Source organism: Massilia sp. Bi118, from assembly GCF_918697865.1.
Taxonomy (GTDB): Bacteria; Pseudomonadota; Gammaproteobacteria; order Burkholderiales; family Burkholderiaceae_D; genus Telluria.
Window position 1 is genome coordinate 85,070 of the sequence record NZ_CAKKMV010000018.1, and the last position, 25,924, is coordinate 110,993.

Consider the following 25,924-nt stretch of genomic DNA (forward strand, 5'->3'; position numbering starts at 1 on the left):
TCGTTGGACATACAAATTATCTGCCTGTTCTGGCAAATGTGGCCACACGCGAAGATTTAATGCGCGAATTGGTTAAACGGATATTGCTCTCAGAAATTACAGTGCTTAGAATCAACTCATTCCACTAAGCAATTGGTTCCAAACGGACACATCCGTGAGCCCCGTTTCCAGAGTCTTCCATGTTTAGAGCACCCGCATCTGTTCGCAAACTTACGTCCGCGGCGATTGTCGTCCTCGCCATGCTGCCCGGCTTTTCTGTCGAGCAGGAGCTGCAGCTCGACTACCGGATCAACGAGCACATTGTCCTGATCCCTGCCGGCCGCAACCACCAGGCGCGCCTGGAGACGACGGTGTTCCAGCCGAACGGGCCGGGCCCGTTCCCGTTAATTATCATCAACCACGGCAAGGATCCGGGCCACCCGAACCTGCAGCCGCGCGACCGCTTCTATCACATGGCCCACGCCTTCGTGGCCCGCGGCTACGCGGTGATGGTGCCGATGCGCCAGGGCTTCGCCAACTCGACCGGCCGCTACCGCGACCACGGCTGCGACATGACGGCCAACGGCTATATCCAGGCCGAGGACATCCGCGCCACTCTCGAATTCGCCCGCGAACAGAAATGGATCGACGCCGACCGCATCGTGGTCGCCGGCCAGTCCTATGGCGGCCTGGCGACGATGGCGCTGGGCACCGAGGAACTGCCGGGCGTGCGCGGCCTGATCAACTTTGCCGGCGGCCTGCGCGACGACAGCAACGGCTGCGGCTGGCGCTCGGCCCTGGTCTCGGCCTTTGCCGAATACGGTTCGCAGAACAAGGTCCCGAGCCTGTGGATGTACGGCCAGAACGATTCGCTGTTCGGCCCGGAACTGGTGGCGCGCATGCACGACGCCTTCGAACAGGCCGGCGGCAAGGCGAAGCTGGTCGAATACGCGGCCTTCAAGCGCGATTCGCACGGCATGCTGGCCAGCCGCGACGGCGAAAAGGTCTGGCTGGCCGACACCATGCAGTTCCTGGAACGCGTCGGCATGCCGACCAAGGTGCTCTACAAGGTGCCCGAGCCGCCGCTGCCGCAGCCGACCAATTTCGCCAAAGTCGACGATGTCGAGGCCGTACCATTCCTGAGCGAAAACGGCAAGCGCGCCTACGCCGACTATCTCACCAAAATGACCCCGCGCGCCTTCGCGGTTTCAAGCAGCGGCGCCTGGTGCTGGGCCGAGGAAGGCGAAGACCCGGAAGCCCGCGCCCTGGCGACCTGCTCGGCCAAGAGCGACAAGCCGTGCCGCCTGTACTCGGTGGACGAGCATGTGGTGTGGAACCCGGACCTGGCCGAGAAGGCGGCGGTGACGGCGTCGAATACGCCAGCGCCGGCTACCGATAATGCCGGGACGACGCAGTTGGGTGGGACGGTAGCAACTACCAACTAATCACTTAGCACCCGCACACGCGAGACCGTCGTCCCCGCGAAGGCGGGGACCCAAGTTTTTCGAGCTACCAGCAACTTGGGTCCCCGCCTGCGCGGGGACGACGGTTTATGGCAGCTCAACCTGTAGCGCCAATACCAAAACGACAATGTAGAGCCCGCCACCCAAAAGGGAGCCCTGCATGCCGTCAATAAAACACCTCAGCGCCCGAGCGCTCCTGGCCCTGGCCTGCCTGCTGAACGCCGCGCCGGCCGGGGCCGCCAATAACTACCCGGTCGTGCTGGTTCACGGCTTCCTCGGCTTCGGGCCGGACACCTATCCCGGCAGCGGCTTCCTGTACTGGGGCGGCTACCACGACATCGCCGCGCGCATGCAGCTCTACAAGGGTCCGCACGCGGTCTACACCGCCGGCGTCGGCGCGATCAGCTCCAACTGGGACCGCGCCGCCGAGCTGTACGCCCAGATCAAGGGCGGCTGCGTCGACTACGGCGCCACCCACGTCGCCCGCTACGGCTATCCCGGCCAGCCGCGCCAGCCCGCCGGTAAATGCTGGGCCGCCGATCCGGACAACAATCCGCACGGCTATCCCCTCGCCTTCTATCCGCAATGGGATGCGGCGCACCCGGTCCACCTGATCGGCCACAGCCAGGGCGGCACCACGATCCGCGCGCTGATCCAGCTGCTGGAGCACGGTTCGCCGGATGGCGACGAAGGCGGCGGCGAGCTTTACCGCGGCGGCAAGACCGGCTGGGTGAAGAGCGTGGTGACGATCTCGGCGCCGCACAACGGGACCACCTTGCGCGACGCGGTGCTGGACGTCCTGCCGAATCTGCGCAGCCCGCTGCGCGACATCCTCGACAAGCGCCTGGCGCACTGGGAGCTGGCGCCGGACGGCGCGCGCGAATTCAACCGCTGGGCGCTGACCTCGCCCTCGGTCTATTATTTTTCGGTGGGGACGCAGGCCACGGTGGCCGGCGCCTGGTGCTGCAACGGCAGCGACCGCGCGATCGCACCGGTCCAGAGCAGCCAGTTCCAGTACCCGCGCGAGGACATGATCCCCTACTTCAAACTGTTCGCGGGAGAGCTGATCGTCGGCTCGCTGGCGCAGCCGGGCATGGGTTCCTATACGCAGTCGGCGCTGGGCCGGGTACGCATCGACAGCAGCTGGTTCGCCAGCGACGGCGTGGTCAACACGGTCAGCATGCGCGCGCCCGCCGGCCATCCGGTGCGCGACTACGATGGCCGCGCCGTCAAAGGGAGCTGGAATTTCCTCGGCACTTACGAGGGCTACGACCACTTCGATATTTTGAACTGGCCGAATTCGGGGCCGTCGGCGGATCCCTTGTATGACCGGATTTGCGACATCATTTTCGGGTTGTGATCACATCGCCGAGCGCAGCGTCCGCGCCAGATCGGCCAGGCGATAAGGCTTGTTGACGAAGGCGAAGTCGTTCAGGTCCTGGCCGTGGCGCTGCTTGAGGGCCGGCAGCGGATAGCCGGAGGCCAGCATGATCTTGGTGTCCGGATAATGGGCGCGCGTGTAAGTGGCCAGCTGCAGGCCGTCCATCCCGTTCGGCATGACGACGTCGGTGAACAGGATGTCGACGTCGCGGTGCTCCAGCATGTCCATGGCCTCGCGGCCGCTGGAGGCGGTCAGCACGTCATAGCCCATGCTGGTGAACAGCGAGGCCGCCACGTCCATCAGGTCCGGCTCGTCCTCTACGATCAGCACGCGCTCGACGTGCGCGCGGCGGTCTTCCTGGGCCTCGGACACCACCGCCGGCAGATAGATCGCGATGGTGCAGCCCTCGCCCGGCCGGCTCTCGATCACGACGTCGCCGTTCGACTGCTTGATGAAGCCGTAGACCTGGGACAGGCCCAGGCCCGTGCCCTTGCCCACTTCCTTGGTGGTGAAGAAGGGTTCGAAGGCGCGCGCCACCACCTCGGGCGGCATGCCGGTGCCGGTATCGCTGACCGACACCCGCACGTAATCGCCGGCCGGCAGGCTGCCGGCTTCGTGGTGGCCGAGCGTGACGTTGCGCGTGGCGATGACGATGCGGCCGCCGTCCGGCATGGCGTCGCGCGCGTTCACCACAAGGTTCAGCAGCGCCGATTCGAAGCGCGCGCTGTCGATGGTTGCGCTGTGCGCCTTGCGCTCGAGGTCGACTTCGAACTCGATGTCGGCATTGCCGGCGCGCCGCAGCACCGGCTCGAAGGAGGTGATGATGCGGTTCAGGCTGCGGGTTTCGGCCTGCAGCGGCTGCTGGCGCGCGAAGGCGAGCAGTTGCTGGGTCAGGCGCGCGCCGCGGTCGACCGCGCGCCGCATGCTGTCGACGGTGCGGCTGTCGCCGCCCTGGCCGCCGCGCTGCAGGGCCAGCACTTCCAGGCCGCTCGACAGCACCGACAGCAGGTTGTTGAAGTCGTGCGCGATGCCGCCGGTGAGCTGGCCGATCGACTCCATCTTCTGCGCCTGGTAGAGCGCGGCGTTGGCCGCCTCCAGCGCCTCGGCGGTGCGCTTCTTCTCGGTCAGGTCGCGGGTGATCTTGGCAAAGCCCACCAGCTTGCCCTCGTCGTCGTGGATGGCGTCGATGATGACGTGGGCCCAGAAACGGGTGCCGTCCTTGCGCACGCGGCAGCCTTCGGCTTCGAAACGCCCGACCGCGGCGGCGGTCGACAGCGCGCGCTGGGGCACGCCGGCCGCCAGGTCCTCGGCGGTATAGAAGCGCGAGAAATGGCTGCCGACGATCTCGTCGTAGGTATAACCCTTGATGCGCTCGGCGCCCGAGTTCCAGTTGGTGACGATGCCTTCCGGCGAGAGCATGTAGATCGCGTAGTCGGTCACGCCCTGCACCAGCAGGCGGAAGCGCTGCTCGCTCTCGCGCAGCTTGTCCTCGGCCTGCTTGCGCTCGGTGACGTCGCGCGTGATCTTGGCAAAGCCGAGCAGCGCGCCTTCCTCGTTGTAGATCGGATCGATGATCACGTGAGCCCAGAAGCGGGTCCCGTCCTTGCGCACGCGCCAGCCCTCGGATTCGAACTTGCCCTGCTCGAGCGCGGTTTTCAGGGCGTGCGCCGGCAGGCCCGAGGCGCGGTCTTCGGCGGTATAGAAACGTGAAAAGTGCTCGCCCAGGATTTCCTGCGCCACGTAACCCTTGAACCGGTTGGCGCCCGCGTTCCAGCTGCTCACGTGCCCCTGCGGGTCGAGCATGTAGATCGCGTAATCGTTGATCCCGGAGATCAGGTACTGGTAGCGCCGTTCATCCGACAGAAGCTTCTTTTGCTGCATGTGTTCGCTCATGGCTGATTGCTCGTGTCGAGCCTTTGGAATTCATTGATCCAAATCCATATAAATCATACACGCTTGCAGTTCGCCCTGTCGGCACACGCGGCAACAGATTTCACACTTTTAGCACCCGGGAAATGTTGCAATATCGCCGCATCGTCAATATCGGCAAAAAGCCCGGCGGGAGCCCGCATTTCGTTTCATTGTAAAATGGCGAAGTTTCAATTTACGATTCCGATCCGCCCACATACACATGAATCCGGCTCCTCACGCTCCCGAACTCGACCTGTCCGCCTGCGACCGGGAGCCGATTCGCACGCCCGGCAGCATTCAGCCGCACGGCTTCCTGCTGACCCTGTCGGCCGGCATGGAGGTGCTGCAGGCCAGCGCCAACCTTGGCGACTGGGCCGGCTACGGCGCCCAGGACGCCATCGGCCGCCCGCTCGCCGAGGTGATCGGCGAAGCCGCCGCCCTGCGCCTGGCGCCGGAGCTGGAGACGGAACTGGGCCAGCGCCCCTACTACGTGGGCACGGTCACCACCGGGAACGGCCGCCATTTCGACGTGCTGGCCCACCAGTGGGACGGGCTGACCATCCTCGAATTCGAGCCGACCGAGCGCCCTGCGCCGGCCGACTTCCGCCACCTGTATTCGCTGATCGGCGACTTCCTCAAGAAGGTCAACGGCGCCGAGAGCATCGAGTCGCTGGCCCGGCTGGCCTGCCACCACGTCCGTTCGGTCACCGGTTTCGGCCGCGTGCTGGTGTACCAGTTCGACCGCGACGGCCATGGCCACGTGATGGCCGAGGCGAAGCAGGACGACTATGCCTCCTACATGGGCCAGCACTTCCCGGCCTCGGACATCCCGGCCCAGGCGCGCCAGCTGTACGCGCTGCAGCCGATCCGCCTGATCCAGGACGCCAACTACACGCCGGCCCCGCTCATCCCGGGCAACAACCCGGTGACGGGCAAGCCGAACGACCTGTCGTTCGCGGTGCTGCGCAGCGTCTCGCCGGTGCACCTGCAGTACATGCGCAACATGAACACGCTGGCCTCGATGTCGGTGTCGCTGATGGTCAAGGGCAAGCTGTGGGGCATCATCTCCTGCCACAACGAAGGCCCGTCGCCGGTGCCCTTCGAGCAGCGCACGGCCTGCGAGCAGCTGGGCCAGCTGCTGGCGCTGTGCATCGAATCGCGCGAAGACGCCCAGGAGCTGCAGTTCCGCCTCGAGGTGCGCCGCATCATGGTGGCCATGCTGGCCGGCCTGACCCAGGGCAGCGACTTCGTCGAGAACCTGGCCAGCGTTTTCCCCGATCTGCTGCGCTTTGCGCGCGCCACCGGGGTCGCCGTGGTCGTCGACGAGCGCGTGCTGAGCTTCGGCGACGCGCCCGAACAGGACCACATCCTCGAACTGGTCGACTGGCTGGCGGTGCATGACCACGGCGAGGTGTATCACACCGAGAGACTGTCCGCGAACTGGCCGGAGGCCGGCAAGATGATCCGCAACGCCAGCGGCCTGCTGGCGATGCCGATCTCGCGCATCCACAAGCATTACCTGCTGTGGTTCCGTCCCGAGTTCGTGCACACCATCGAATGGGCCGGCAACCCGCACGGCAAGCTGGTGCAGGCCGCGGTGGACGGCCGGCCGCTGCAGCTGTCGCCGCGGACGAGCTTCGCCGCCTGGCGCGAGACCATCCACGGCGCCAGCGTGCCCTGGCACAGCGCCGAGATCGAGCTGGCGGTGGAATTCCGCAGCGCCCTGCTGGGCATCGCCCTCGAGCGCGCCGAGCAGATGGCCGAGCTGGCCGGGGAGCTGACCCGCTCGAACAAGGAACTCGAAGCCTTCTCGTACTCGGTGTCGCACGATCTGCGCGCCCCGCTGCGCCACATCGTCGGCTTTGCCGACCTGCTGATCGAGTCCAGCGGCAGCGAGGACGGCGAACAGCGCCAGCGCTTCCTGAAGAACATCAAGGACGCCGCGCGCCTGGCCGGCAAGCTGGTCGACGACCTGCTGTCCTTCTCGCAGATGGGCCGCGCCTCGCTGCGCCCGACCGATGTCGACATGGGCGACCTGGTGGCCGCCTGCATCGACAAGCTGGCGCTGGAAACGCGCGGCCGCAACATCGAGTGGGACATCGCGCCGCTGCCGCTGGTCCACGCCGATCCGACCTTCCTGCACCTGGCGCTGTTCAACCTGCTGTCGAACGCCGTGAAGTTTACCGGCCAGCGGAACCCGGCCGTCATCCGCATCAGCGCCGAAGACACGCCGGACGAAACCATCATCCATGTGGCCGACAATGGCGCCGGCTTCAACATGGACTATGTACACAAGCTGTTTGGCGTATTCCAGCGCCTGCACCGCATGGAAGATTTCCAGGGAACCGGCATCGGCCTGGCCAACGTCCGCCGCATCGTCGAGCGGCACAACGGCCGGGTATGGGCCGACTCGAAGCAGGGCGAAGGCGCGACCTTCTCCTTCGCCTTGCCTAAAAACGTCACGAATAATTAATCAGGACCAGATAGAACTTATGCTCAAGCCCATCCTGCTCGTCGAAGACAATCCGAACGACCTCGAATTGACTTTGATTGCGCTGTCGAAGAGCCAGCTCGCGAACCAGGTCATCGTCGTCCGCGACGGCGCCGAAGCGCTCGACTACCTGCACCGCCGCGGCGAATATGCGCAGCGCCCGGTCGGCAGCCCGGCCGTCGCCCTGCTCGACCTCAAGCTGCCGAAGGTCGACGGCCTCGAAGTGCTGAAGGAGATCCGCACCACCGACGGCCTGCGGGCGCTGCCGGTGGTGATGCTGACCTCGTCGCGCGAAGAACAGGACGTGGTGAATAGCTACGAACTGGGCGTGAACGCCTACGTGGTCAAGCCGGTGGACTTCACGGAATTCGTGCGCGCGATCGCGGACCTCGGGATCTTCTGGGCCGTGCTGAACGAACCGCCGCCGGGTTCGCAGAAGTACATCCGCCCGACCAAATAAGTCATGCGTGGGCACGGGGTGCCCACGATGTCACCGGTGCCGCAAAAGGTGCCTGATGCGCGCACTCAGCGCATCCGGGTGATAAGGCTTCTGCAGCAGATTGACGTTCGCCTCCATCTTCCCCTCGTGCGCCAGCACGCCTTCCGCATAACCCGAGGTGTACAGGATCTGCGCCCGCGGCAGCAGCGTGCGCACCGTTTCTCCCAGTTGCAGGCTGCTCACCGGCCCCGGCATGATGACGTCGCTGAACACCAGGTCGATCTGCTCGCCGCTCTCGACGATGCCCTTCGCCACCGCCGCATCCGGCGCCTCCAGCACGCGGTAGCCGAGCGCCGACAGGATGCCGCAGGTGGCGCTGCGCACGTCTTCCTCGTCCTCGACCACCAGGATGGTCTCAGGCCCGCCCAGCAGCGGCGCCGCGGCCACGTCCTCGGCCTGCGCCGGTTCGCCTTCGCTGCGCGGCAGGTAGATGCGCACGCTGGTGCCCTTGCCCGCCGCGCTCTTCAGCACGATCTCGCCGCCCGACTGCTTCACGAAACCATAGGCCATCGACAGGCCCAGGCCCGTGCCCTGCCCGGTCGGCTTGGTGGTGAAGAAGGGTTCGAAGGCGCGCTCCAGCACTTCCGGCGGCATGCCGGTGCCGGTGTCGGCAACCTCGATCAGCACGTACTGGCCGGCCGGCAGCGAGGGCGGCAGCAGCGCGCTGTCCGGCCCGACGTTGGCGGCGCGGATGGTCAGCGTGCCGCTGCCGGCCATGGCGTCGCGCGCATTGATGGCCAGGTTCAGCAACACGTTGTTCAACTGGTTCGGATCGACCAGGGTGCTGCCCAGGCGGTGTTCGATCTCGGTGACGACACGGGCGCGCGGGCCGAGCACGCGGCGCATCATGTCGTCCATCTCGCGCAGCAGGTGGCCAGGGTTGACCACCACCGCCTGCAGCGGCTGGCGGCGGGCGAAAGCCAGCAGGTGCGAAGACAGCTTGGCGCCGCGCTCGACGCCGGACAGGGCGACGTCGACGCGCGCGCGCCCTGCATCGTTCAAACCGCCGACCAGCTTCAAAAGCTGCAGGTTGCCGCCGATGATCTGCAGGACGTTGTTGAAGTCGTGGGCCACGCCGCCGGTAAGCTGGCCGATCGCTTCCATCTTCTGGGCCTGGAACAGGGCCGACTGGCTGGCCGCCAGCTGCTCCTGGCTGAGGCGCAGCGAGACGAAGGCGTCGTCGCGCTGGCGCCGCGCGATGAAGGCGTCGCTGTGGTAGCGCACGCGCGCCACCAGCTCGCGCGGATCCGGCCACTTCACCAGGTAGTCGTTGGCGCCGACCGCGAAGGCCTTGGCCTTGATGTCCGGGTCGTCCTCGGACGACAGGACGATCACGGGGATGTGTTCGGTGTCCTTGTCGGCGCGCAGGCGGCGCGTGACTTCCAGACCGTCGATCTCCGGCATGCGCATGTCCACCAGCACCACCGTGGCGCCGATTTCCTTTGCCAGATCGACCGCCATCTCCGGATTGCTGGCATAACGCAGCGTATGCGGGGCACAGGCTTTCAGGCCATGCGTGATGATGTCTTCGGAAAAGGACTCGTCGTCGATGAGGAGAACGGAACAGCGGCTGGAATCGTCTTGGGTCATTGCAAAGCGGTGAGATGAAGGGGATGAACCGAATTGCAAAATTAGAAGACTTGATTTTACACCCAGGAACAATCGCCAAGCATGAATTCTTACGAGGAAGCGAAGTTTTTTTGCCGAATTTGCGCGATCATCAGCGAAAATATTGTAAATACCCTTCTTCAGCGCCGCTTCTTTTTATTTGACGTGAAAGTGCGAGTGTAAAATGCCGGTGGCTTGTTCGCGACCCAGGCAATGAAGGAGCGGATGTCCTCATGCCCCTGCAGGGCTTCCCAGGTGTGATAGGCACGCAGCAGCTCTTTTTCCGACAGGGTCGCATGGATCTTGCGGTGGCACACCTTGTGGATCGCGAACTGCTCCCTGCCCTTGAGCGATTTGGGAATCAGATGGTGGCGGTCGATGTTCTCACTGCCCAGCGGCCGGCCACACAGGGGACAAGGCGCGTCCCCGGCGGAGGCCGTGGACGGCTCGGGATCATCGGGGATGCGGAAGCGGCGCGCCATCCTCCCCATATCGTGGCGGGCGCCGCGGTTTAAAGATCTGTTTCAGCCGCGGACCAGCGCCGCAATCGCATTGCCCACTTCCACCGTGCCGGCGTCACCGCCCAGGTCGCGCGTGCGCGGCCCGCTGCGCAGCACCTCTTCGATGGCGGCGAGGATGGCGTCGTGGGCCTGGCCGTAGCAGCGCGGCACGTTGGCGCCGGCGGCCAGGAAAGCCAGCATCATCGCACCCGACCAGATCATCGCGATCGGATTGGCGATGCCCTGCCCCGCAATGTCCGGCGCCGAGCCGTGCACCGGCTCGAACAGCGAGGGGAATGTGCGGTCCGGGTTCAGGTTGCCCGACGGCGCCAGGCCGATGGTGCCGGTGCAGGCCGGACCGAGGTCGGACAGGATGTCCCCGAACAGGTTCGAGGCCACCACCACGTCGAAGCGGTTCGGCTGCAGCACGAAGCGCGCGGTGAGAATGTCGATGTGCTGCTTGTCGACCGTGACCTCCGGGTACTCGGCATGCATCGCGTCGGCGCGGCCATCCCACCAGGGCATGCTGATGGCGATGCCGTTCGACTTGGTGGCCACCGTCAGATGCTTGCGCTCGCGCGCCTTGGCCAGCTCGAAGGCATAGCGCAGCACGCGGTCGGCGCCGTGGCGGGTGAACACCGACTCCTGGATCACCGTCTCGCGCTCGGTGCCCGGGAACATGATGCCGCCCAGGTTGGTGTACTCGCCCTCGGTGTTCTCGCGCACCACGAAGAAGTCGATGTCGCCGGGCTTGCGGCCCGCCAGCGGACAGGGCACGCCCTCGAACAGGCGCACCGGCCGCAGGTTGATGTACTGGTCGAACTCGCGCCGGAACTTCAGCAGCGAACCCCACAGCGAGATATGGTCCGGCACCGTGGCCGGCCAGCCGACCGCGCCGAAATAGATCGCGTCCATGCCGGCCAGCTGGTCCTTCCAGTCGGCCGGCATCATGTCGCCGGTCTGCAGGTAATAGTCGCAGCTGGCCCAGTCGAACTGCGTGACCTCGAGCTCGAGCCCGAAGCGCTCGCTGGCGGCGGCCAGCACCTTCAGGCCTTCGGGCAGGACTTCCTTGCCGATGCCGTCGCCGGGGATGGCGGCGATTTTGAATACTTGAGTCATGGCTGAACCCCAATCGTCGTCCCCGCGAAGGCGGGGACCCAAGTTTGCGCGCGCTTCGTCAGCTCATGCTAGCAGCTTTCAACGCCCCGGCGCAGCCACCACCAGCCGCGAAAAACTCGCAATGCTGGCCACCGCGGCAAACGCCGCCGCAATCGCGATCGCGTACCAGGTGCCGCGCAGGTGGAACATGGTCAGGCAGAAGGCCACCAGCGCCGCCCCGGTCGACTGTCCGATCAGGCGCGCGGTGGCCACCATGCCGCTGGCGCTGCCGCTGCGCGAGGCCGGCGCGCTGCCCATGATCGCCTTGACGTTGGGCGCCTGGAAGAAGCCGAAGCCGAGGCCGCACACCGCCATGCGCCAGCCGATATCGAAGGCCGACGGATCGCCCGGCATGCCCAGCAGCAGGGCCAGCCCGGCTGCCAGGATCATCAGCCCGACGCCGCCCAGCAGGCCCGGCGAATAGCGGTCGCTGAGGCGCCCCGCGACCGGCGCCATGATGCCGACCATGACCGGCCAGGGCGTCAGCAGGAAGCCGGTCTCCACGGCCGAGCGGCCCAGCTGGCTCTCGAAGTAGAACGGCAGCGCGACGAAGGCCAGCGCCTGCGCCGCGAAGGTGCAGATCGCGGTCAGCGTCGACAGCGTAAACAAGGGCAGCCGGAACAGGTCCACCGGCAGCAGCGGCGCCGGGTGGCCCTTCTGGCGGCGGATGAGCAGGAAAAAGAAGAACAGCGCAATCACGGTTTCCGGCAGCAGCGTACGCATGCCGACGCGGTGCGCGGCGTCGCCCAGCGCCAGGATCGCCATGCCGAAGGCAGCCACGTTGTACAGCCCGGCCACGCCGTCCACCTTGTGGCTGGCGCGCGTGGTCTCGGGCAGCGCCTTGCGGGCCAGGAAGAAGCCGAGGATGCCGGGGATGACGTTAATCCCGAACAGCCACTCCCACGACGAGACGCTGAGGATGATCGAGGCCAGGCTCGGCCCGAGCGCAAAGCCGATCGCGACCACCAGCGCATTGTTGCCGAAGCCGCGTCCATGCATCCGGGTCGGATACACGCTGCGGATCAGGGCCGAGTTCACGCCCATCAGCGCGCTCGCGCCCAGGCCCTGGAACAGGCGCCCCACGATCAGCACCGGCAGCGACCACGCCAGCGCGCAGGCCAGCGAGGCCACGGTGAAGATGGCCATGCCGGCGATGTACACGCGCTTGTAGCCGATGGTCTCGCCCAGCGCCGCGATCGGCAGCAGGGTCGCGACCATCGCGAGCTGGTAGGCGTTGACGATCCAGACCGAATCCGCCGGGCTGGCGTGCAGTTGCTGGGCCATGGCCGGCAGCGCGGTGTTGGCGATGGCGGTGTCGAGCGCGGACATGCCGACGCCGAGGGAGAGGACGATGACTGCCCAGATGAGCTGGCTGCCGGCGAGACCGTCCAGTAAAGTCGCGGGTTGCTCGTAAGTACTTGTATTTACTGGAGATTTCATGCTCGGCCTGCGACAAAAGACCGATTATAGGAGGCTTGGGGGAGGTCTGCTGGCGAGGCCCCAAATACCCTATGCCGCAGACGCCGCCGGCTGTCTGGACGGGTTATGGCGGCGCCTGGCCGGCTCCTGGAAGATGCGTATGGCGAAATCGCGCGGAAGGGGGCGCTCGGCAAGCCCGTCTGCCGCATGCGAGCGGACTTCGGCGGACGCCGAGTAGCACACGGCGTCGATCAGCAAGGCAGTTTTGTAGTCGCGGCGTCTGTTCATGATTTCTTCCCGAAATGATTTCCTGTACTGCTGAGTATATGCATTCGCGCTACGAGTGGCGCACTCATCAGTTAAGCGGATTCGGTCATGAAAACAAAAGGCCACTTCGATGAAGTGGCCTTTTCCATATTCTGGCTCCCCGACCTGGACTCGAACCAGGGACCTGCGGATTAACAGTCCGTCGCTCTACCGACTGAGCTATCAGGGAATTGAGACAGCAATTATAACGGCTCAGTTGCCGTTTGACCAGAGCACGCGCACGGCAGCAGCAAGGCGTGCTGGGACGCCGTGTGGAAGTCGCGCCAGACGCGGTTGATCGGACTGTCCTCGCGCGCTGCGTACAGGCCACAGTAGGGGTACAGCGCATCGACGGCGCGACGCGATGCGTTCACCCATTCCATGGCCAGCGCCTGCATCTGCGCCGCTTCTTCAGCGCTGACCGATGCGCCTTCAGTCACCTTCGTCCAGGTCGCATCCAGATGTGCGTAAAAGCGTGCACGGACGTCGTCGAGAGAAGCGCGCGTTGAGGCCAGCACCGAACGCACAGCCGGCACCTCGATCAGCGGCTCGCCTTGCCCGCCAAAGCGATTCCGCCGATGCGCAATGCACTCCTCCGCCAGCTCGACGAAGTGCGATGCCATGCCGGCCACGTTCGCCGCCAGCGTGACGAAGGCAAACGCCATGAAAGGAAAACGGTACAGCGGACCGTTCGAGCAAGCCCGCGCCGGATCGATCTCGAAACCATGCTCGGCATGCACCCATTGGCCGGACACGCGGTAGGCGTGCGAGGCCGTCGCGCGCAAGCCGATGCTGCGCCAGCGCGGCACGATCTCCACCAGCGCGGCCGGCACCACGAAAGCCTGAATACGGGGATTGCCGGCAGCGTCCAGCAGCGGCTGCCCATCCTGACGCAGCACCGCATTGAAGGTGAAGTGCGTGGCCATCGGCGCACCGCTGGCGTAATCCCACAGGCCATCGATGCGCCAGCCCTCTCCTTCGCGGTCGGCATAGCCGGTCGGTGCGCCGCTGCCGGCCAGGCAGACATTCGGCGTAGCCAGGATCTCGCGCGCGAGCCGCGGCGCCAGGAAGCCCGCGAACCAGCCGGCGCCGGCGCACAGCGTCACGGTCCAGCCCATGCTGCCGTCGACGCGGGCGATGGACTCTTCGAGCCGCACGACTTCCGGCAGCGCCAGTTCGAAGCCGCCGACGGCGCGCGGGGCCAGCATGCGCAGCCAGCCGCGGTCAATGATCAGGGCCTGCTGTGCCGGATGCAGCCAGCCTCCCGCATCGGCTTCAAAAGCGTGTTCGGCGATCAGTGCGGCATCATTCAAGGAGAGCATGGGCATGGCCTGGAAAAGCAAAAGGCCGCTTCAGTGAAGCGGCCTTTCTTGATTCTGGCTCCCCGACCTGGACTCGAACCAGGGACCTGCGGATTAACAGTCCGTCGCTCTACCGACTGAGCTATCAGGGAATTGAGGCTCGCATTATAACCGCTGGGAGCAATCCGGCAAGTTTTTTTTGGGTTTGCTATAGTCGCAAGTCTCCCAGCACGCTTATCAAGCTTCCCCCATGACCACTGCACCTATCCTCGGCACGCCCCTCTCCCCTTCCGCAACCAAAGTCATGCTGCTCGGCTCCGGCGAGCTCGGCAAGGAAGTGATCATCTCCCTCCAGCGCCTCGGCATCGAGGTGATCGCCGTCGACCGCTACGCCAACGCGCCCGGCCACCAGGTCGCGCACCGCGCCCACGTGATCGACATGACCGACGGCGACGCCCTCGCGGCCCTCATCGAGCGCGAGCAGCCGGACCTGGTCGTGCCCGAGATCGAGGCCATCGCCACCGACAAGCTGGCCGAGCTGGAAGCGGCGGGCAAGATCACCTGCATCCCGACCGCGCGCGCCGCCCAGCTGACCATGAACCGCGAAGGCATCCGCCGCCTGGCCGCCGAAGAGCTGGGCCTGGCGACGTCTCCCTACCGCTTCGCCAGCAGCCTCGAAGAACTGAAGCAGGCCTGCGCCGAAATCGGCTTTCCTAACGTTGTGAAGCCGGTGATGTCATCCTCGGGCAAGGGCCAGTCGAAGCTGGACAGCGCGGCCGACGTCGAAAACGCCTGGAACTACGCGGCCAGCGGCGCGCGCGCAAATGCCGGCCGTGTGATCGTCGAAGGCTTCATCGACTTCGATTACGAGATCACGCTGCTGACCGTGCGCGCGACGAACGGCAATGGCGAAATCGCGACCCAGTTCTGCGAGCCGATCGGCCACAAGCAGGTGCACGGCGACTATGTCGAGTCCTGGCAGCCGCAGGCGATGAGCCCGCGCGCGCTGGAGAGTGCGCGCGAGATCGCCAGCAAGGTGACGGCCAGCCTGGGCGGCCGCGGCGTGTTCGGCGTCGAGCTGTTCGTGAAGGGCGATATGGTGTGGTTCTCGGAAGTCAGCCCGCGTCCGCACGACACCGGCATGGTGACCATGGCCACCCAGATCCAGAGCGAATTCGAGTTGCACGCGAAAGCCATCCTCGGCCTGCCTGTGAATCCGGAGCTGCGCTCGGCGGGCGCTTCCGCCGTGATCTACGGCCAGCTGGAACAAGGCGGCATCGCCTTCGAGGGCGTGGCCGAGGCGCTGCGCGTACCTGGATCGGACATTCGCCTGTTCGGCAAGCCGGAATCCTTCGCGCGACGCCGCATGGGCGTGGCGCTGGCGACGGCGCCGGATGTCGACACGGCGCGCCAGCGTGCGCTGGAAGCGGCGAGTAAAGTCAAACCGGTGCCGGGCAAAGCCTGAGATGGACCACGCGGTCGCAACGGCCTACGATGAGATTGCCGAACGCTGGCTGGACGGACGCTTCAGCCAGAGCAACGGCATCCGCCAGCACGCGCAGGCGCTGCGCTTTCTCGAAGACGGCGCCGGCGGCTGGGCGCTGAACGCCGGCTGCGGCTGCAATACCCGCTTCAACGGCCTGCTGCGCGATCGCGGCCTGCGCATCGAAGGCGTCGACATTTCGAAGCGCATGGTCGATCTGGCCAGCGACGCCGACCCCGCCGCCCTGCTCCACCACGCGGATGTCTGCGAGTGGCAGCCGCAGCGCAGCTACCGCTTCATCTCCGCCTGGGACAGCATCTGGCACGTGAAGCTGGAACAGCAGCGCGCCCTGATGCTGAAGCTGATGCATGCGCTCGACACCGGCGGCGTCTTCCTCTTCACCGCCGGCGGCCTCGATGCCGCGGACTGCCACGTCGATTCGACGATGGGGCCGGAAGTCTATTACAGCACGCTCGGGATCCCCGGCCTGCTGGCGGTCATCGAGGAAGCCGGATGCATCTGCCGGCATCTCGAATTCGACCAGCTGCCGCACAAGCACCTGTTCATCATCGTCCAGCGCATCAGCGCTTCACTGAGCGCATCACTGAGCGCATCAGGCGCGGATCGTAAGTCCACTTCCTGAGCTTGTGCGCGACGATTCGCGCAGCGTCCGGATGCAGCGGGTTGATGAGCACATTCTTTTCTTCGCTCACGATCACCGAGGGCACCACCAGCAGCGCGCTGGTGTTCGCCTTGAGCCAGCGGTCGCCTTCATCGAGACTGGTCTTGCCCGCCGGGATGGCATCCCAGCCGACCGCCGGCGGCAGCAGCGCGTCCGCCCGCGCCCACACCTCGTCGGGAATCGCCAGCTCCACCAGGTAGCGGTTGAGCGGCAGGCCGCCGGCTTTCAGGTGGACGAAGGTTTCGAGCACGGCCAGCGAGATGTTGCTGGCGCAGTAGAGCATGGCGTTGCCGGGACGGTTCCAGCGGCCGCCGGAAAGCTTGGCGCCGGCGCCGCTCAGGTCGTCTGCGGTGTAGCCAGGCGCATCGGTGGCGATACGCCAGACGCTGATCAAGCGTAGGCCCCGGTCTGCATCGTCGCGAGCAGGCGCGAGATCATTTCCTGGCCTTCGATGGTGTCCATGTAGTCGGCGGGAGAGGCGCCGCCGAGCGCGGGGATCGGCTCTTCCATCCAGTGGGTGAGCCAGCGCGCGGCGTCGAAATCCTGCATGAGTGCGGGATCGCCGGATTCCTCGAGCATGGCTTCGACCTGGCCGATGAGCTTGGCCATGCCGACGATTTTTTCGCTGTCTTCGCGCGACAGCGATTCGTTGCGGCTGGCCTTGCGGTTGACGGTGGCAGTGGCGATGTCCAGCATCGTGAACACTTTTTCTTGCTGGATGTCGAGGCGGCTGACGAAGGTCTTGAAGTCGGCGGCGTTCACGCCGCTGCGGATGAGGTCGATACGATCGACGGGGGTGGTGTGATAGAGCGCGCGAAAATTGAGCCAGCGGCTCTTGCCCTCATCGTCGGACTCCGGGAGAACTTGCTGCGCAGCCATCGTCATGATTTTTGCTCCTTTGAGCAGAAATCTTAGATCAAATGAGCAGAGCGCACAAGCGGCGTCGTCAAACGAAAAGGCCGCTTGCGGAACAAGCGGCCTTTTCTAAATTCTGGCTCCCCGACCTGGACTCGAACCAGGGACCTGCGGATTAACAGTCCGTCGCTCTACCGACTGAGCTATCAGGGAATTGATGTTGCTATTATAGCTTCCCCATCGCGACTTGCACAGGGCAACCTTCCCAACCGTGCATGCCTCGCTGAGGCTTGAAACTTTGGCTCCCCGACCTGGACTCGAACCAGGGACCTGCGGATTAACAGTCCGTCGCTCTACCGACTGAGCTATCAGGGAATTGCCTACTTGCTCTTCCGATTCATGCATGCCGAATCGGAAGAGCCAAGAGTTTAGAGAACTTTTGCGATGGCGTCAACGACCCGATCGATGTTCTTCGAATTCATCGCAGCAACACAGATGCGGCCGGTGTCCACGGCGTAGATCGATTCCTCGCGCAGCTTGCCCACCTGCTCCTTGGTGAGACCGGAGTACGAGAACATGCCGACCTGCTTGCGCACGAAGTCGAAGTCGCGGCCCGGGGCTTTCTCGGCCAGCTTCTTGACCAGCTCTTCACGCATTGCCTTGATGCGCACACGCATGCCGGCCAGTTCCTCTTCCCACAGCTGGCGCAGTTCCGGGGTAGACAGCACGGTGGCGACCACCTTGCCGCCGTGCACCGGCGGGTTCGAATAGTTGGTACGCACCACGCGCTTCAGCTGCGACATGATGCGGGCCGCCTCTTCCGCGGACGACAGCACGACGGACAGCGCGCCGACGCGCTCGCCGTAAAGCGAGAACGACTTCGAGAAGGAGTTCGACACCAGCAGCGGGCCGCCGGCGTCGACGAAGCGGCGCACCACGGCGCCATCTTCGGCGATGCCCGAGCCGAAGCCCTGATAAGCCATGTCCAGGAACGGAATCAGGCCGTTTTCGCGCACCGCAGCAATCACTTCGCCCCACTGGTCGGCGGTCAGATCCGCGCCGGTCGGGTTGTGGCAGCAGGCGTGCAGCACGACGATCGCGCCTTCCGGCATGTTACGCAGGTCGGCCAGCATGCCTTCGAAGTTCACGCCATGGGTGGCGGCGTCGTAGTAGGCGTAGTTGTTGACATTGAAACCGGCGCTTTCGAACAGGGCGCGGTGGTTTTCCCAGCTCGGGTCGCTGATGTAGACCTCGGAGCCCGGCGAGAAACGCTTCAGGAAGTCGGCGCCGATCTTCAGCGCGCCGGTACCGCCCAGGGCTTGCACGGTAACTGCACGCTTCTCTTGAATTACGGCGCTGTCGGCCCCAAATACGAGTTCTTGTACAGCCTTGTCATACGTACCCAGGCCTTCGATCGGCAGGTAGGTACGCGGCGCCGGTTGTTCCATCAGCATCGCTTCCGCCTTGCGCACGCATTCCAGCAGAGGCACCTTTCCGTTGTCATCGTAGTAGACGCCGACGCCCAAGTTGATCTTGGCCGGATTGGTATCTGCATTGAAGGCTTCGGTAATGCCCAGGATAGGGTCGCGGGGGGCCATGGCAATGGCGCCGAAGATGCTGGCAGGAGCTGTGGAATTCATCGTGATAAACTCTGGTTTGTCGGCTGGGTTCGCAGCGGTTGTATAGACAGCGGCTTAATTGTTGCAGTGCCGCAGGCGGAGTCCCATTCTAGCAAAGGTCTGAATTCATGGCAGAACTATCGGTCGTTAACACCCCCGCGCCCACCGTCATCACCTATCCCAACTCGCCGTTCAAGCTGCACCAGCCCTTCCCGCCCGCCGGCGACCAGCCGACCGCGATCCAGGGATTGGTCGACGGCATCGACGACGGCTTGATGTACCAGACGCTGCTCGGCGTAACGGGTTCCGGCAAGACCTACACGATGGCCAACGTGATTGCCCGCGCGGGCCGTCCGGCGATCATCTTTGCGCCGAACAAAACCCTGGCAGCCCAGCTGTACGCGGAGTTCCGCGAGTTCTTCCCGCAGAACGCGGTCGAGTACTTCGTCTCCTACTACGACTACTACCAGCCGGAAGCCTATGTTCCGCAGCGCGACCTGTTCATCGAAAAGGACTCGTCGATCAACGAGCACATCGAGCAGATGCGCCTGTCGTGCACCAAGTCGCTGATGGAGCGCCGCGACGTCGTCATCGTCGCGACGGTCTCGGCCATCTACGGTATCGGTAATCCGAACGAATACCACAAGATGATCCTGACCCTGCGCGCCGGCGATAAAGTCGCGCAGCGCGACGTCATCGCGCGCCTGATCCAGATGCAGTACACGCGCAACGAGATGGATTTCTCGCGCGGCTCCTTCCGCGTACGCGGCGACACCATCGACATCTTCCCGGCGGAGCACGCGGAACTCGCGATCCGCGTCGAGATGTTCGACGACGAGATCGAATCGCTGCAGCTGTTCGATCCGCTGACCGGCAAGGTGCGCCAGAAGATCCCGCGTTTTACGGTCTATCCGGGTTCGCACTACGTGACCCCGCGCAGCACCGTGCTGCGCGCCGTCGACTCGATCAAGGCCGAGCTGCGCGACCGCCTCGAACAGTTCCGCGAACAGGGCAAGCTGCTGGAAGAACAGCGCCTCGAACAGCGCACCCGCTTCGACCTCGAGATGCTGGCCGAAGTCGGCTTCACCAAGGGCATCGAGAACTACTCGCGCCACCTGTCCGGCGCCATGCCGGGCGAACCGCCGCCGACGCTGATCGACTACCTGCCGAAGGACGCGCTGATGTTCATGGACGAGTCGCACGTGATGGTCGGCCAGCTCAACGCGATGTACAACGGCGACCGTTCGCGCAAGACCAACCTGGTCGACTACGGCTTCCGCCTGCCGTCCGCGCTGGACAACCGGCCGCTGAAGTTCCAGGAATTCGAGGGCAAGATGCGGCAGTGTATTTTCGTCTCGGCGACGCCTGCCGACTACGAAAAGGAAAAGGCCGACAACGTGGTCGAGCAGGTGGTGCGTCCGACCGGCCTGGTCGACCCGCAGGTGATCGTGCGCCCGGCGCGCTCGCAGGTCGACGACCTGATGGGCGAGATCAACGACCGCATCGCCAAGGACGAGCGCGTGCTGGTGACCACGCTGACCAAGCGCATGGCCGAGCAGCTGACCGAATACCTGGGCGACCACGGCATCAAGGTGCGCTACCTGCACAGCGACATCGACACCGTGGAACGCGTCGAGATCCTGCGCGACCTGCGCCTGGGCACCTTCGACGTGGTGGTCGGCATTAACCTGCTGCGCGAGGGCCTGGACTTGCCGGAGGTCTCGCTGGTGGCCGTGCTGGACGCCGACAAGGAAGGCTTCCTGCGTTCCGAACGCTCGCTGATCCAGACCATCGGCCGCGCGGCGCGTAACCTGAACGGCGTGGCGATCCTGTACGCGGACCAGATGACGGACTCGATGAAGAAAGCCATCGACGAAACCGAACGCCGCCGCGCCAAGCAGATCGCCTTCAACGAAGCCAACGGCATCGTGCCGAAGGGCGTGAACAAGAAGATCAAGGACATGATCGACGGCGTCTACAGCGCTGCCGCGGCCAAGAACATGTCCCAGGCCGAAGAGACCGCGAAGATCGAGGGCATGAGCGAGAAGCAGATTTCGAAAGAGATCAAGCGCCTCGAGAAGCTCATGGTCGACCATGCCAAGAACCTCGAGTTCGAGAAGGCGGCCCAGGTGCGGGACCAGCTGCATGTGCTGAAGCAGCAGGCGTTCGGGGCGCCGGGGGCGGACAATGTGGTGTCGATTCTGGGCAAGTAAGCCCGGACGTCGGCCCCGCGCCTCCACCGTCGCCCCCGCGTCCTCAACCGTCGCCCCCGCGAAGGCGGGGGGCCAAGTTAACAAAAGCGGCCCGCAGGCCGCTTTTTTTTAGCGCAGAAAACTTACTGCTTGCGACGACGGCGCAGCCCACCCAGCAAGCCGCCACCCAGCGCCAGCAGCGCCAGGCTGCCCGGTTCCGGCACGAAGGTGATGTTGCCGCCGGTGGCTTCGCGCAGGTAGTCGGTATAGCTGCCCAGCACGATGCCGCCGAAGTAGGTACCGAAGGAACCGTCGACGTCGCCGTCATTCCAGATACCGCCGAAGGTGTTGTTCGCGACCAGCATCAGCTCGCCGTTACGCATGATGAAGGACGGGCCGCCGGAGTCGCCGCCGCCGATGTTGCCTTCCTTGTCGTTCGCCAGCTGCGGGGTGCAGATGCCGAACTGCTCGCAGAACAAGTCCTTGCCGGCGCCGTCGAAGTCGGCGTAGTAGACCTCCTGGTTGCCGGCAGCGAAGCCCTGCTCGTCGTCGAGGTCGAACAGGTCGACGTAGTTCTCGCCGGTGCGCTTGATGAAGAAGTCCGGGTCGATGTAATAACCGTTGGTGCCGTCGCCCGAGGTGCCGTAGCCGGCCATGATGATGTGCGTGCCCTCGCTGATCGGCGAAGTCGAGACCTTGTAGATCTTGGCGTCGGCCGGGGCATCCTTGCTCAGCGTGATGACCGAGATGTCGTCGTTGGTGCAGAACGAGTTGACCCCGGCAGGGCACTTGCCGAAGCCGTTGTAATCCGGATTCATCGATACCTTGGAGGCGCCGATCAGCTGGTAGTCGTCGCCGTGGTTATTGAAGACCACGCGCACGTCGTTGCCCGGGCGGTTGATGTCGATCAGGGCGCCGTTGCCGTTGGTATCGACGCAGTGACCGGCCGAGATCACCTGGCGCTTGCCCACCAGGGCGCCGGAGCAGATGTAGGACTCCGTCTCGCCGGCGGCGTTGGCATAGCGAATGTTAATGCTGACCACACCAGAGAACGGCGACGAGGCCACGTTCGGATCGATCCGCTTGTCCGGGGTATCCGGCAGTGCGCCGGAAACGATCAGCGGCTTCAGGGAGCCGGTCGTTCCGATGACGGCTGCCTGCGCCTGCGTGCCGGCGGCCATCGCGGTAACGATGAAGGCGGCAGCACCGAACAGTTTCTGGTAGATGGTTTTCCGTGTCGGCATTTCGTTTCCTTTTATAAGAGCTCGGTTGTGTGCGGTAACGTACGCCCGAACGGATGAGCAGGAAACGTGCCAGAAATAAAATTCCCTAAGGAATCAGAACCTTATTGAATTTCGTAAAGTATTTACGGCCTAGAATTGTAAAGTTTCTCGACTTTTATTGTTTTCCAATAGGACACAATTGTTTCGGAGCGAAAACCAGCATGCATATTTACACGTGGCTCAAGCAGGGCCGGCAAGCATGCGCCAGCCCTTCCCGACGATGCCGGTGTTATTTCACGTCGAGCAGTTCGACGTCGAAGATCAGGTTGGCGTTCGGCGGGATCGGACCGGCGCCCTGCGCACCATAACCCAGCGACGCCGGCACGATCAGGGTGCGCTTGCCGCCCACCTTCATGCCCTGCACGCCCTGGTCCCAGCCCGGAATGACCTGGCCGGCGCCGAGGTTGAAGGTAAACGGTTCGCGTCCGACCGACGAGTCGAACTGGGCGCCGTGCTGCTTCTCCGCGGTCGGCGTGTACAGCCAGCCGGTGTAGTGGACGGTGACGGTGGAGCCGGCTGTCGCTTCCTTGCCGGTGCCGGTCACGGTATCGATCTTCTTCAGTTCGGCCGCAGAGCTGTCCTCCGCGCTTGCGGCCGGGGCGGCGCCCTGGCTCTGGGCTGGCGCTTCGCTGCGTTTGCAGGCGCTCAGGGTGAAGGAAAGGGCCAGGCCGAGGGTGCAAACGGTAAGCAGCTTTTTCATATTGTTCTTTCATGGTGGTTGCGGGTGCCGCCGCAGCTTACACCGCGCCCGTCGCTAGGGCAACGGCACGCTCGCGGCGCCGCCGAGCATGGCGTCGACGGCGGCGGCGATGCCGTCCTCCTTCGCCATCGTCTGCGCCAGCTGGCGGGCACGCGCCTGCATGGCGGGCGTCGTCGCGCCTGCGATCAATCCGGCGAGGTCGGCGCGGCCGAGTTCCTGCGCCGGACAGGCCAGCGCCACGCCGGCCTGCGCCAGGCGTGCGGCCCAGAAGAACTGGTCGCCGGCGAAGGGCACCACCACCGAGGGCACGCCAGAGCGCGCCGCCGCATGGCTGGTCCCTGCCCCGCCATGGTGGACGATGGCGCTCATGCGCGGGAACAGCCAGTCGTGCGGCGTATCGCCCAGCACGAACACGCCTGGCGGCAGCGCTGCGGTGTCGACGCCGCTCCAGCCTGGATAGAACAGCACGCGGCGCTCGATCGCCAGGCGGCGCAGCGCCTGCAGCAGTGCCTGCGGATCCAGCCCCGCCATGCTGCCGAAGCCGACGTAGACGGGCGCATCGCCGCCCGCCAGGAAGTCGGCCAGGTCCTGCGGCGGCTGCCAGGCCTGCTGCGCTCCCAGTTGCCAGGCGCCGGTGACGTCCACCTCGGCCGGCCAGTCGGCGGGCCGCGGCACCAGCGCCGGCGAGCAGCCGTACAGCACCGGGTAGCCGCTCCACATGCGGCGCCGCGGCGGCAGGCCGAAGACCTGCTTGCGGGCGGCGTTGACGGCCGGCCGGAACATCGCCCACGACAGCGCGCCGAAGAAGCGGTGCGTGAGGCGGTTGGCCCAGCCGGGCAGCCGGCGCGGACGCAGGAAGGCGGCGCCGAACTCGCGCGTCGGCGTCATCGGCCACAGCCCCGCGCCGATGCAGGGAATCCGCAGCGCCTCGGCCACCGCCAGGCCGACATAGCTGGCCAGCCCGGAAAATACCAGCACGTCGCAGCCGCGCGCTTCCTGCGCCGCGGTGGCCATCCATGCATCGGTGTGCTCGCGCGCGATGCGGGCGCAGGCGCGCGTGACGCGCGAGAGGTCGGCGCGGCCCTGCGTCACGGCGCCCAGTTCGCCGCCGGGCAGCACGGCCTGACGGATGTCGCTGGCCAGCGCCGTGAAGGGAATGCCGTGGGCCAGCGCCAGCGGCGCGCTGGCGCGGTCGGCCAGCAGCCTGGCCTCGTGGCCGCGCTGGATCAGTTCTTTGGCGAGGGCCGCGAGCGGGCGCGTGTCGCCATCGGTGCCGTAGGTAAGGAAGAGGAATTTCATGGCCTGCCTTTCGTATCGAAGGCAGGATTGTCGGCGGCTCAGGCGGGCCTGGGCTTGTACAAATCCGACATGCGCGGGCTTACAGCCGGTATGCCCAGTAATCGCGGTCCGACGCGATATGCGCTTCCAGGCGCGATGGCGGCAAGCCGGTCAATTCGCGCAGCTCGCGCGCCATGTGGGCCTGGTCGGCGTAACCCAGCTCCGCTGCCAGCGCGGCCAGCGTGTCCTTGCTGGCGGCCGGGTCGCGCAGTGCGTAGACGGCCTCGTTCATGCGCTGCAGGCGGCGCGCCTGGGCCGGCGTCACGCCGATCTGTTCGCGGTAGCGGCGCTGGGCCTGGCGCTCGCCGACGCCGAGCGTGCGCGCCGTCTCGGCCACGCCCTCGTGGCTGGCGATGCCGCGCAGGCTCTCGCCCAGGCCCGGGTCCCAGTCGGCGCGCTTCTGCTGCCAGCGCGCGGCCAGCCAACTTTCGATCCACGCGGCCTGCGCAGCTTCGTCATCCGCCCGTTCGCACAAGGCCTGCGGCCAGGCTTCCCAGTCGGCGTCCAGCCAGCCGGCGGCCGGCTCGTCGCGGTCCTGCAGGCTTGCCGGCGCGAGGCCGGTCAGCAGGTGAAAGGCATCGGGGTAGAGGATGGCGGACAGCGAGCGCACCGGCGCCAGCGATACCGAGGTGACGGGCCGGGTGCGCGGCCCCGAGACCAGCAGGCCGGACAGGGCGCGCGGCCTGCCCTCTTCCGTCGGCAGCGCGACTGCCCCATCGAGGATGAGCGTGATGCTGCAATAGACCATCGCCGGGAAGCGGTTCAGGTGCGGCTGCGCGGGCGGCCAGGCTTCGTCGAGCGTCGACATGAAGCCGATCCCGTGCAGGACCTCGGTCAGCATCCCTTGCGGCAGGTGCATCGAGGTCCGCATGCGGCGCGCTTTACTTCAGGGTCTGGACGAAGGAGCGCACGCCGCCCAGCAGCATCTCGATCGACATCGCCGTCAGGATCAGGCCCATCAGGCGTTCGAAGGCGGTCATGACCTGGGCGCCGAGCGCCTTCTGCAGGCGCTCCGCCGCCAGGAACACGGCCAGCCAGACCACGCCGACGGCGGCCAGCGCGGCCACGTGCACCATCACCTCTTGCGTCGTCTGCGAACTGAACAGCAGCACGGTGGCCAGCGCCGACGGGCCGGCCAGCGCGGGGATCGCCAACGGTACGATGAAAGGCTCGCCGCCTTCGCTGCGTCCCAGCACGCCGTCGGGATGCGGGAAGATCATGCGGATCGCGATGATCAAGAGGATCACGCTGCCGCCGATGCGCAGCGAGATGTCGGTAAGCTGCAGCGCCGCCAGGAAGTGGCGGCCGAAGAACATGAAAAGTAAAAGTAGCAGGAACGCGATCGCGCACTCGCGCAGCACGATGCGCGGCCGGCGTTCCGGGGCGACGTCCTTGAGGGCGGTGACGAACAGGGGCACGTTGCCGAAGGGGTCGGTCACGAGCAGGAGCAGGATGAAGGTCTGGAAGAAGCTTTGGGTCATGGGGCGGCCAGGGTAATTCCTGCAATCTTAACCGATCGGCACGCCATGCCCTAATACGTCGTTCCCGCGCAGGCGGGAACCCAAGTTTGCCAGCATGCCTTCGGCTTCAACCGCTAGCGTTACACGACGAACTTGGATCCCCGCCTTCGCGCACTGCTGTCCAAGATAGTTCGTTACCTCTTCGTTAAAGTCTACGTCGCTGTCTCGGTTGTAGTGTCCGGGCCTTTTTTCGACACGTTCGAAAAGGCTCGGGGTCGACAACAGGTGGCTCGAAG

Annotated in this window: 23 protein-coding genes and 4 tRNA genes; 7 read left to right on the forward strand and 20 right to left on the reverse strand. The window is 65.4% G+C overall.

Translation table 11 applies throughout. The features are described from left to right. Positions 1-239 precede the first annotated feature (239 nt). A complete protein-coding gene (locus LQV39_RS22620) occupies positions 240-1,424 on the forward strand; it encodes a dienelactone hydrolase family protein (RefSeq protein WP_230029437.1) in 1,185 nt (394 codons plus the stop codon). 178 nt (positions 1,425-1,602) lie between these two features. Beyond that, entirely contained in the window at positions 1,603-2,802 is a 1,200-nt protein-coding gene (locus LQV39_RS22625; RefSeq protein WP_230029438.1) for a triacylglycerol lipase, read from the forward strand. Here the strand turns inward: LQV39_RS22625 and LQV39_RS22630 are convergent, their stop codons facing one another. Further along, positions 2,803-4,716: a PAS domain-containing sensor histidine kinase gene (locus tag LQV39_RS22630; protein WP_230029439.1), complete on the reverse strand. Its 1,914-nt coding sequence runs from the start codon at positions 4,714-4,716 to the stop codon at positions 2,803-2,805. Positions 4,717-4,954: 238 nt separating this feature from the next. On the opposite strand from LQV39_RS22630, the gene LQV39_RS22635 reads away from it, so the two are divergent. Both LQV39_RS22635 and LQV39_RS22640 read left to right on the forward strand, forming a co-directional pair. After that, positions 4,955-7,207 carry an ATP-binding protein gene (locus LQV39_RS22635; RefSeq protein ID WP_230029440.1) on the forward strand — a complete coding sequence of 751 codons (2,253 nt, stop codon included), beginning with the start codon at positions 4,955-4,957 and terminating at the stop codon, positions 7,205-7,207. A gap of 19 nt (positions 7,208-7,226) precedes the next feature. Beyond that, complete coding sequence (locus LQV39_RS22640) at positions 7,227-7,685, forward strand: response regulator (protein WP_230029441.1); 459 nt, start codon at positions 7,227-7,229, stop codon at positions 7,683-7,685. Positions 7,686-7,715: 30 nt separating this feature from the next. Here the strand turns inward: LQV39_RS22640 and LQV39_RS22645 are convergent, their stop codons facing one another. The 8 genes from LQV39_RS22645 to LQV39_RS22680 form a co-directional block, all read right to left on the reverse strand. Further along, positions 7,716-9,314, reverse strand: a complete 1,599-nt coding sequence (locus tag LQV39_RS22645) for a response regulator (RefSeq protein ID WP_230029442.1) — start codon at positions 9,312-9,314, stop codon at positions 7,716-7,718. 158 nt (positions 9,315-9,472) lie between these two features. Continuing rightward, positions 9,473-9,814, reverse strand: a complete 342-nt coding sequence (locus LQV39_RS22650; RefSeq protein ID WP_230029443.1) for an HNH endonuclease — start codon at positions 9,812-9,814, stop codon at positions 9,473-9,475. 42 nt (positions 9,815-9,856) lie between these two features. After that, positions 9,857-10,951: a tartrate dehydrogenase gene (locus LQV39_RS22655; RefSeq protein ID WP_230029444.1), complete on the reverse strand. Its 1,095-nt coding sequence runs from the start codon at positions 10,949-10,951 to the stop codon at positions 9,857-9,859. 78 nt (positions 10,952-11,029) lie between these two features. Further along, positions 11,030-12,430, reverse strand: a complete 1,401-nt coding sequence (locus LQV39_RS22660; protein ID WP_230029445.1) for an MFS transporter — start codon at positions 12,428-12,430, stop codon at positions 11,030-11,032. 69 nt (positions 12,431-12,499) lie between these two features. Further along, on the reverse strand, positions 12,500-12,697 hold the full coding sequence (locus tag LQV39_RS22665) for a hypothetical protein (RefSeq protein WP_230029446.1): 198 nt from the start codon (positions 12,695-12,697) through the stop codon (positions 12,500-12,502). Between the two features lie 132 nt (positions 12,698-12,829). Further along, positions 12,830-12,905 (reverse strand) — tRNA-Asn (locus tag LQV39_RS22670). Between the two features lie 13 nt (positions 12,906-12,918). Beyond that, positions 12,919-14,037 carry an acyl-CoA dehydrogenase gene (locus tag LQV39_RS22675; RefSeq protein ID WP_230029447.1) on the reverse strand — a complete coding sequence of 373 codons (1,119 nt, stop codon included), beginning with the start codon at positions 14,035-14,037 and terminating at the stop codon, positions 12,919-12,921. Between the two features lie 55 nt (positions 14,038-14,092). Beyond that, positions 14,093-14,168 (reverse strand) — tRNA-Asn (locus tag LQV39_RS22680). Between the two features lie 98 nt (positions 14,169-14,266). Here LQV39_RS22680 and purT point away from each other — a divergent pair. Together purT and LQV39_RS22690 are read left to right on the forward strand one after the other, a co-directional pair. Beyond that, positions 14,267-15,481, forward strand: a complete 1,215-nt coding sequence (purT, locus tag LQV39_RS22685; protein WP_230029448.1) for a formate-dependent phosphoribosylglycinamide formyltransferase — start codon at positions 14,267-14,269, stop codon at positions 15,479-15,481. A gap of 1 nt (position 15,482) precedes the next feature. After that, positions 15,483-16,142 carry a class I SAM-dependent methyltransferase gene (locus LQV39_RS22690; protein WP_230029449.1) on the forward strand — a complete coding sequence of 220 codons (660 nt, stop codon included), beginning with the start codon at positions 15,483-15,485 and terminating at the stop codon, positions 16,140-16,142. Here the strand turns inward: LQV39_RS22690 and LQV39_RS22695 are convergent. The 5 genes from LQV39_RS22695 to LQV39_RS22715 all read right to left on the reverse strand — a co-directional run bounded on the left by LQV39_RS22695 (position 16,081) and on the right by LQV39_RS22715 (position 18,676). Continuing rightward, positions 16,081-16,575: an RES family NAD+ phosphorylase gene (locus LQV39_RS22695; protein ID WP_230029450.1), complete on the reverse strand. Its 495-nt coding sequence runs from the start codon at positions 16,573-16,575 to the stop codon at positions 16,081-16,083. The two genes, LQV39_RS22690 and LQV39_RS22695, sit on opposite strands and share 62 nt — an antisense overlap. Then, a complete protein-coding gene (locus LQV39_RS22700) occupies positions 16,572-17,066 on the reverse strand; it encodes an antitoxin Xre/MbcA/ParS toxin-binding domain-containing protein (protein ID WP_230029451.1) in 495 nt (164 codons plus the stop codon). Before LQV39_RS22700 ends, LQV39_RS22695 begins: the two co-directional genes overlap by 4 nt. Before the next feature lie 107 nt (positions 17,067-17,173). Further along, positions 17,174-17,249, reverse strand: a tRNA-Asn gene (locus LQV39_RS22705). Between the two features lie 86 nt (positions 17,250-17,335). After that, positions 17,336-17,411: transfer RNA gene (locus tag LQV39_RS22710), tRNA-Asn, on the reverse strand. Positions 17,412-17,464: 53 nt separating this feature from the next. Continuing rightward, a complete protein-coding gene (locus LQV39_RS22715; RefSeq protein ID WP_230029452.1) occupies positions 17,465-18,676 on the reverse strand; it encodes an amino acid aminotransferase in 1,212 nt (403 codons plus the stop codon). 107 nt (positions 18,677-18,783) lie between these two features. Between LQV39_RS22715 and uvrB the strand changes: the two genes are divergently transcribed. Then, on the forward strand, positions 18,784-20,868 hold the full coding sequence (gene uvrB, locus LQV39_RS22720) for an excinuclease ABC subunit UvrB (protein ID WP_230029453.1): 2,085 nt from the start codon (positions 18,784-18,786) through the stop codon (positions 20,866-20,868). 122 nt (positions 20,869-20,990) lie between these two features. Here the strand turns inward: uvrB and LQV39_RS22725 are convergent, their stop codons facing one another. The 6 genes from LQV39_RS22725 to LQV39_RS22750 form a co-directional block, all read right to left on the reverse strand. Next, positions 20,991-22,091, reverse strand: a complete 1,101-nt coding sequence (locus LQV39_RS22725; protein ID WP_230029454.1) for a trypsin-like serine protease — start codon at positions 22,089-22,091, stop codon at positions 20,991-20,993. A gap of 268 nt (positions 22,092-22,359) precedes the next feature. Then, positions 22,360-22,830 (reverse strand): FKBP-type peptidyl-prolyl cis-trans isomerase, encoded by a 471-nt coding sequence (locus tag LQV39_RS22730; RefSeq protein ID WP_230029455.1) that lies wholly within the window; start codon positions 22,828-22,830, stop codon positions 22,360-22,362. 54 nt (positions 22,831-22,884) lie between these two features. Next, positions 22,885-24,129: a glycosyltransferase gene (locus tag LQV39_RS22735; RefSeq protein ID WP_230029456.1), complete on the reverse strand. Its 1,245-nt coding sequence runs from the start codon at positions 24,127-24,129 to the stop codon at positions 22,885-22,887. 79 nt (positions 24,130-24,208) lie between these two features. Beyond that, positions 24,209-25,039, reverse strand: a complete 831-nt coding sequence (locus tag LQV39_RS22740; RefSeq protein ID WP_230029457.1) for a helix-turn-helix domain-containing protein — start codon at positions 25,037-25,039, stop codon at positions 24,209-24,211. A 10-nt stretch (positions 25,040-25,049) separates the two neighbouring features. Then, complete coding sequence (locus LQV39_RS22745) at positions 25,050-25,649, reverse strand: MarC family protein (RefSeq protein ID WP_230029458.1); 600 nt, start codon at positions 25,647-25,649, stop codon at positions 25,050-25,052. 27 nt (positions 25,650-25,676) lie between these two features. Then, the coding region (locus LQV39_RS22750) for a hypothetical protein (RefSeq protein WP_230029459.1) at positions 25,677-25,924 on the reverse strand (248 nt) is incomplete at its 5' end.

Excerpts from the sequence above, each read along its gene's own strand:
- LQV39_RS22620 (WP_230029437.1), top strand. The coding sequence starts at position 240 with ATGCTGCCCGGCTTTTCTGTCGAGCAGGAGCTGCAGCTCGACTACCGG.
- LQV39_RS22625 (WP_230029438.1), top strand. The coding sequence starts at position 1,603 with ATGCCGTCAATAAAACACCTCAGCGCCCGAGCGCTCCTGGCCCTGGCC.
- LQV39_RS22630 (WP_230029439.1), bottom strand. The coding sequence starts at position 4,716 with ATGAGCGAACACATGCAGCAAAAGAAGCTTCTGTCGGATGAACGGCGC.
- LQV39_RS22635 (WP_230029440.1), top strand. The coding sequence starts at position 4,955 with ATGAATCCGGCTCCTCACGCTCCCGAACTCGACCTGTCCGCCTGCGAC.
- LQV39_RS22640 (WP_230029441.1), top strand. The coding sequence starts at position 7,227 with ATGCTCAAGCCCATCCTGCTCGTCGAAGACAATCCGAACGACCTCGAA.
- LQV39_RS22645 (WP_230029442.1), bottom strand. The coding sequence starts at position 9,314 with ATGACCCAAGACGATTCCAGCCGCTGTTCCGTTCTCCTCATCGACGAC.
- LQV39_RS22650 (WP_230029443.1), bottom strand. The coding sequence starts at position 9,814 with ATGGCGCGCCGCTTCCGCATCCCCGATGATCCCGAGCCGTCCACGGCC.
- LQV39_RS22655 (WP_230029444.1), bottom strand. The coding sequence starts at position 10,951 with ATGACTCAAGTATTCAAAATCGCCGCCATCCCCGGCGACGGCATCGGC.
- LQV39_RS22660 (WP_230029445.1), bottom strand. The coding sequence starts at position 12,430 with ATGAAATCTCCAGTAAATACAAGTACTTACGAGCAACCCGCGACTTTA.
- LQV39_RS22665 (WP_230029446.1), bottom strand. The coding sequence starts at position 12,697 with ATGAACAGACGCCGCGACTACAAAACTGCCTTGCTGATCGACGCCGTG.
- LQV39_RS22675 (WP_230029447.1), bottom strand. The coding sequence starts at position 14,037 with ATGCTCTCCTTGAATGATGCCGCACTGATCGCCGAACACGCTTTTGAA.
- purT (WP_230029448.1), top strand. The coding sequence starts at position 14,267 with ATGACCACTGCACCTATCCTCGGCACGCCCCTCTCCCCTTCCGCAACC.
- LQV39_RS22690 (WP_230029449.1), top strand. The coding sequence starts at position 15,483 with ATGGACCACGCGGTCGCAACGGCCTACGATGAGATTGCCGAACGCTGG.
- LQV39_RS22700 (WP_230029451.1), bottom strand. The coding sequence starts at position 17,066 with ATGACGATGGCTGCGCAGCAAGTTCTCCCGGAGTCCGACGATGAGGGC.
- LQV39_RS22715 (WP_230029452.1), bottom strand. The coding sequence starts at position 18,676 with ATGAATTCCACAGCTCCTGCCAGCATCTTCGGCGCCATTGCCATGGCC.
- uvrB (WP_230029453.1), top strand. The coding sequence starts at position 18,784 with ATGGCAGAACTATCGGTCGTTAACACCCCCGCGCCCACCGTCATCACC.
- LQV39_RS22725 (WP_230029454.1), bottom strand. The coding sequence starts at position 22,091 with ATGCCGACACGGAAAACCATCTACCAGAAACTGTTCGGTGCTGCCGCC.
- LQV39_RS22730 (WP_230029455.1), bottom strand. The coding sequence starts at position 22,830 with ATGAAAAAGCTGCTTACCGTTTGCACCCTCGGCCTGGCCCTTTCCTTC.
- LQV39_RS22735 (WP_230029456.1), bottom strand. The coding sequence starts at position 24,129 with ATGAAATTCCTCTTCCTTACCTACGGCACCGATGGCGACACGCGCCCG.
- LQV39_RS22740 (WP_230029457.1), bottom strand. The coding sequence starts at position 25,039 with ATGCGGACCTCGATGCACCTGCCGCAAGGGATGCTGACCGAGGTCCTG.
- LQV39_RS22745 (WP_230029458.1), bottom strand. The coding sequence starts at position 25,649 with ATGACCCAAAGCTTCTTCCAGACCTTCATCCTGCTCCTGCTCGTGACC.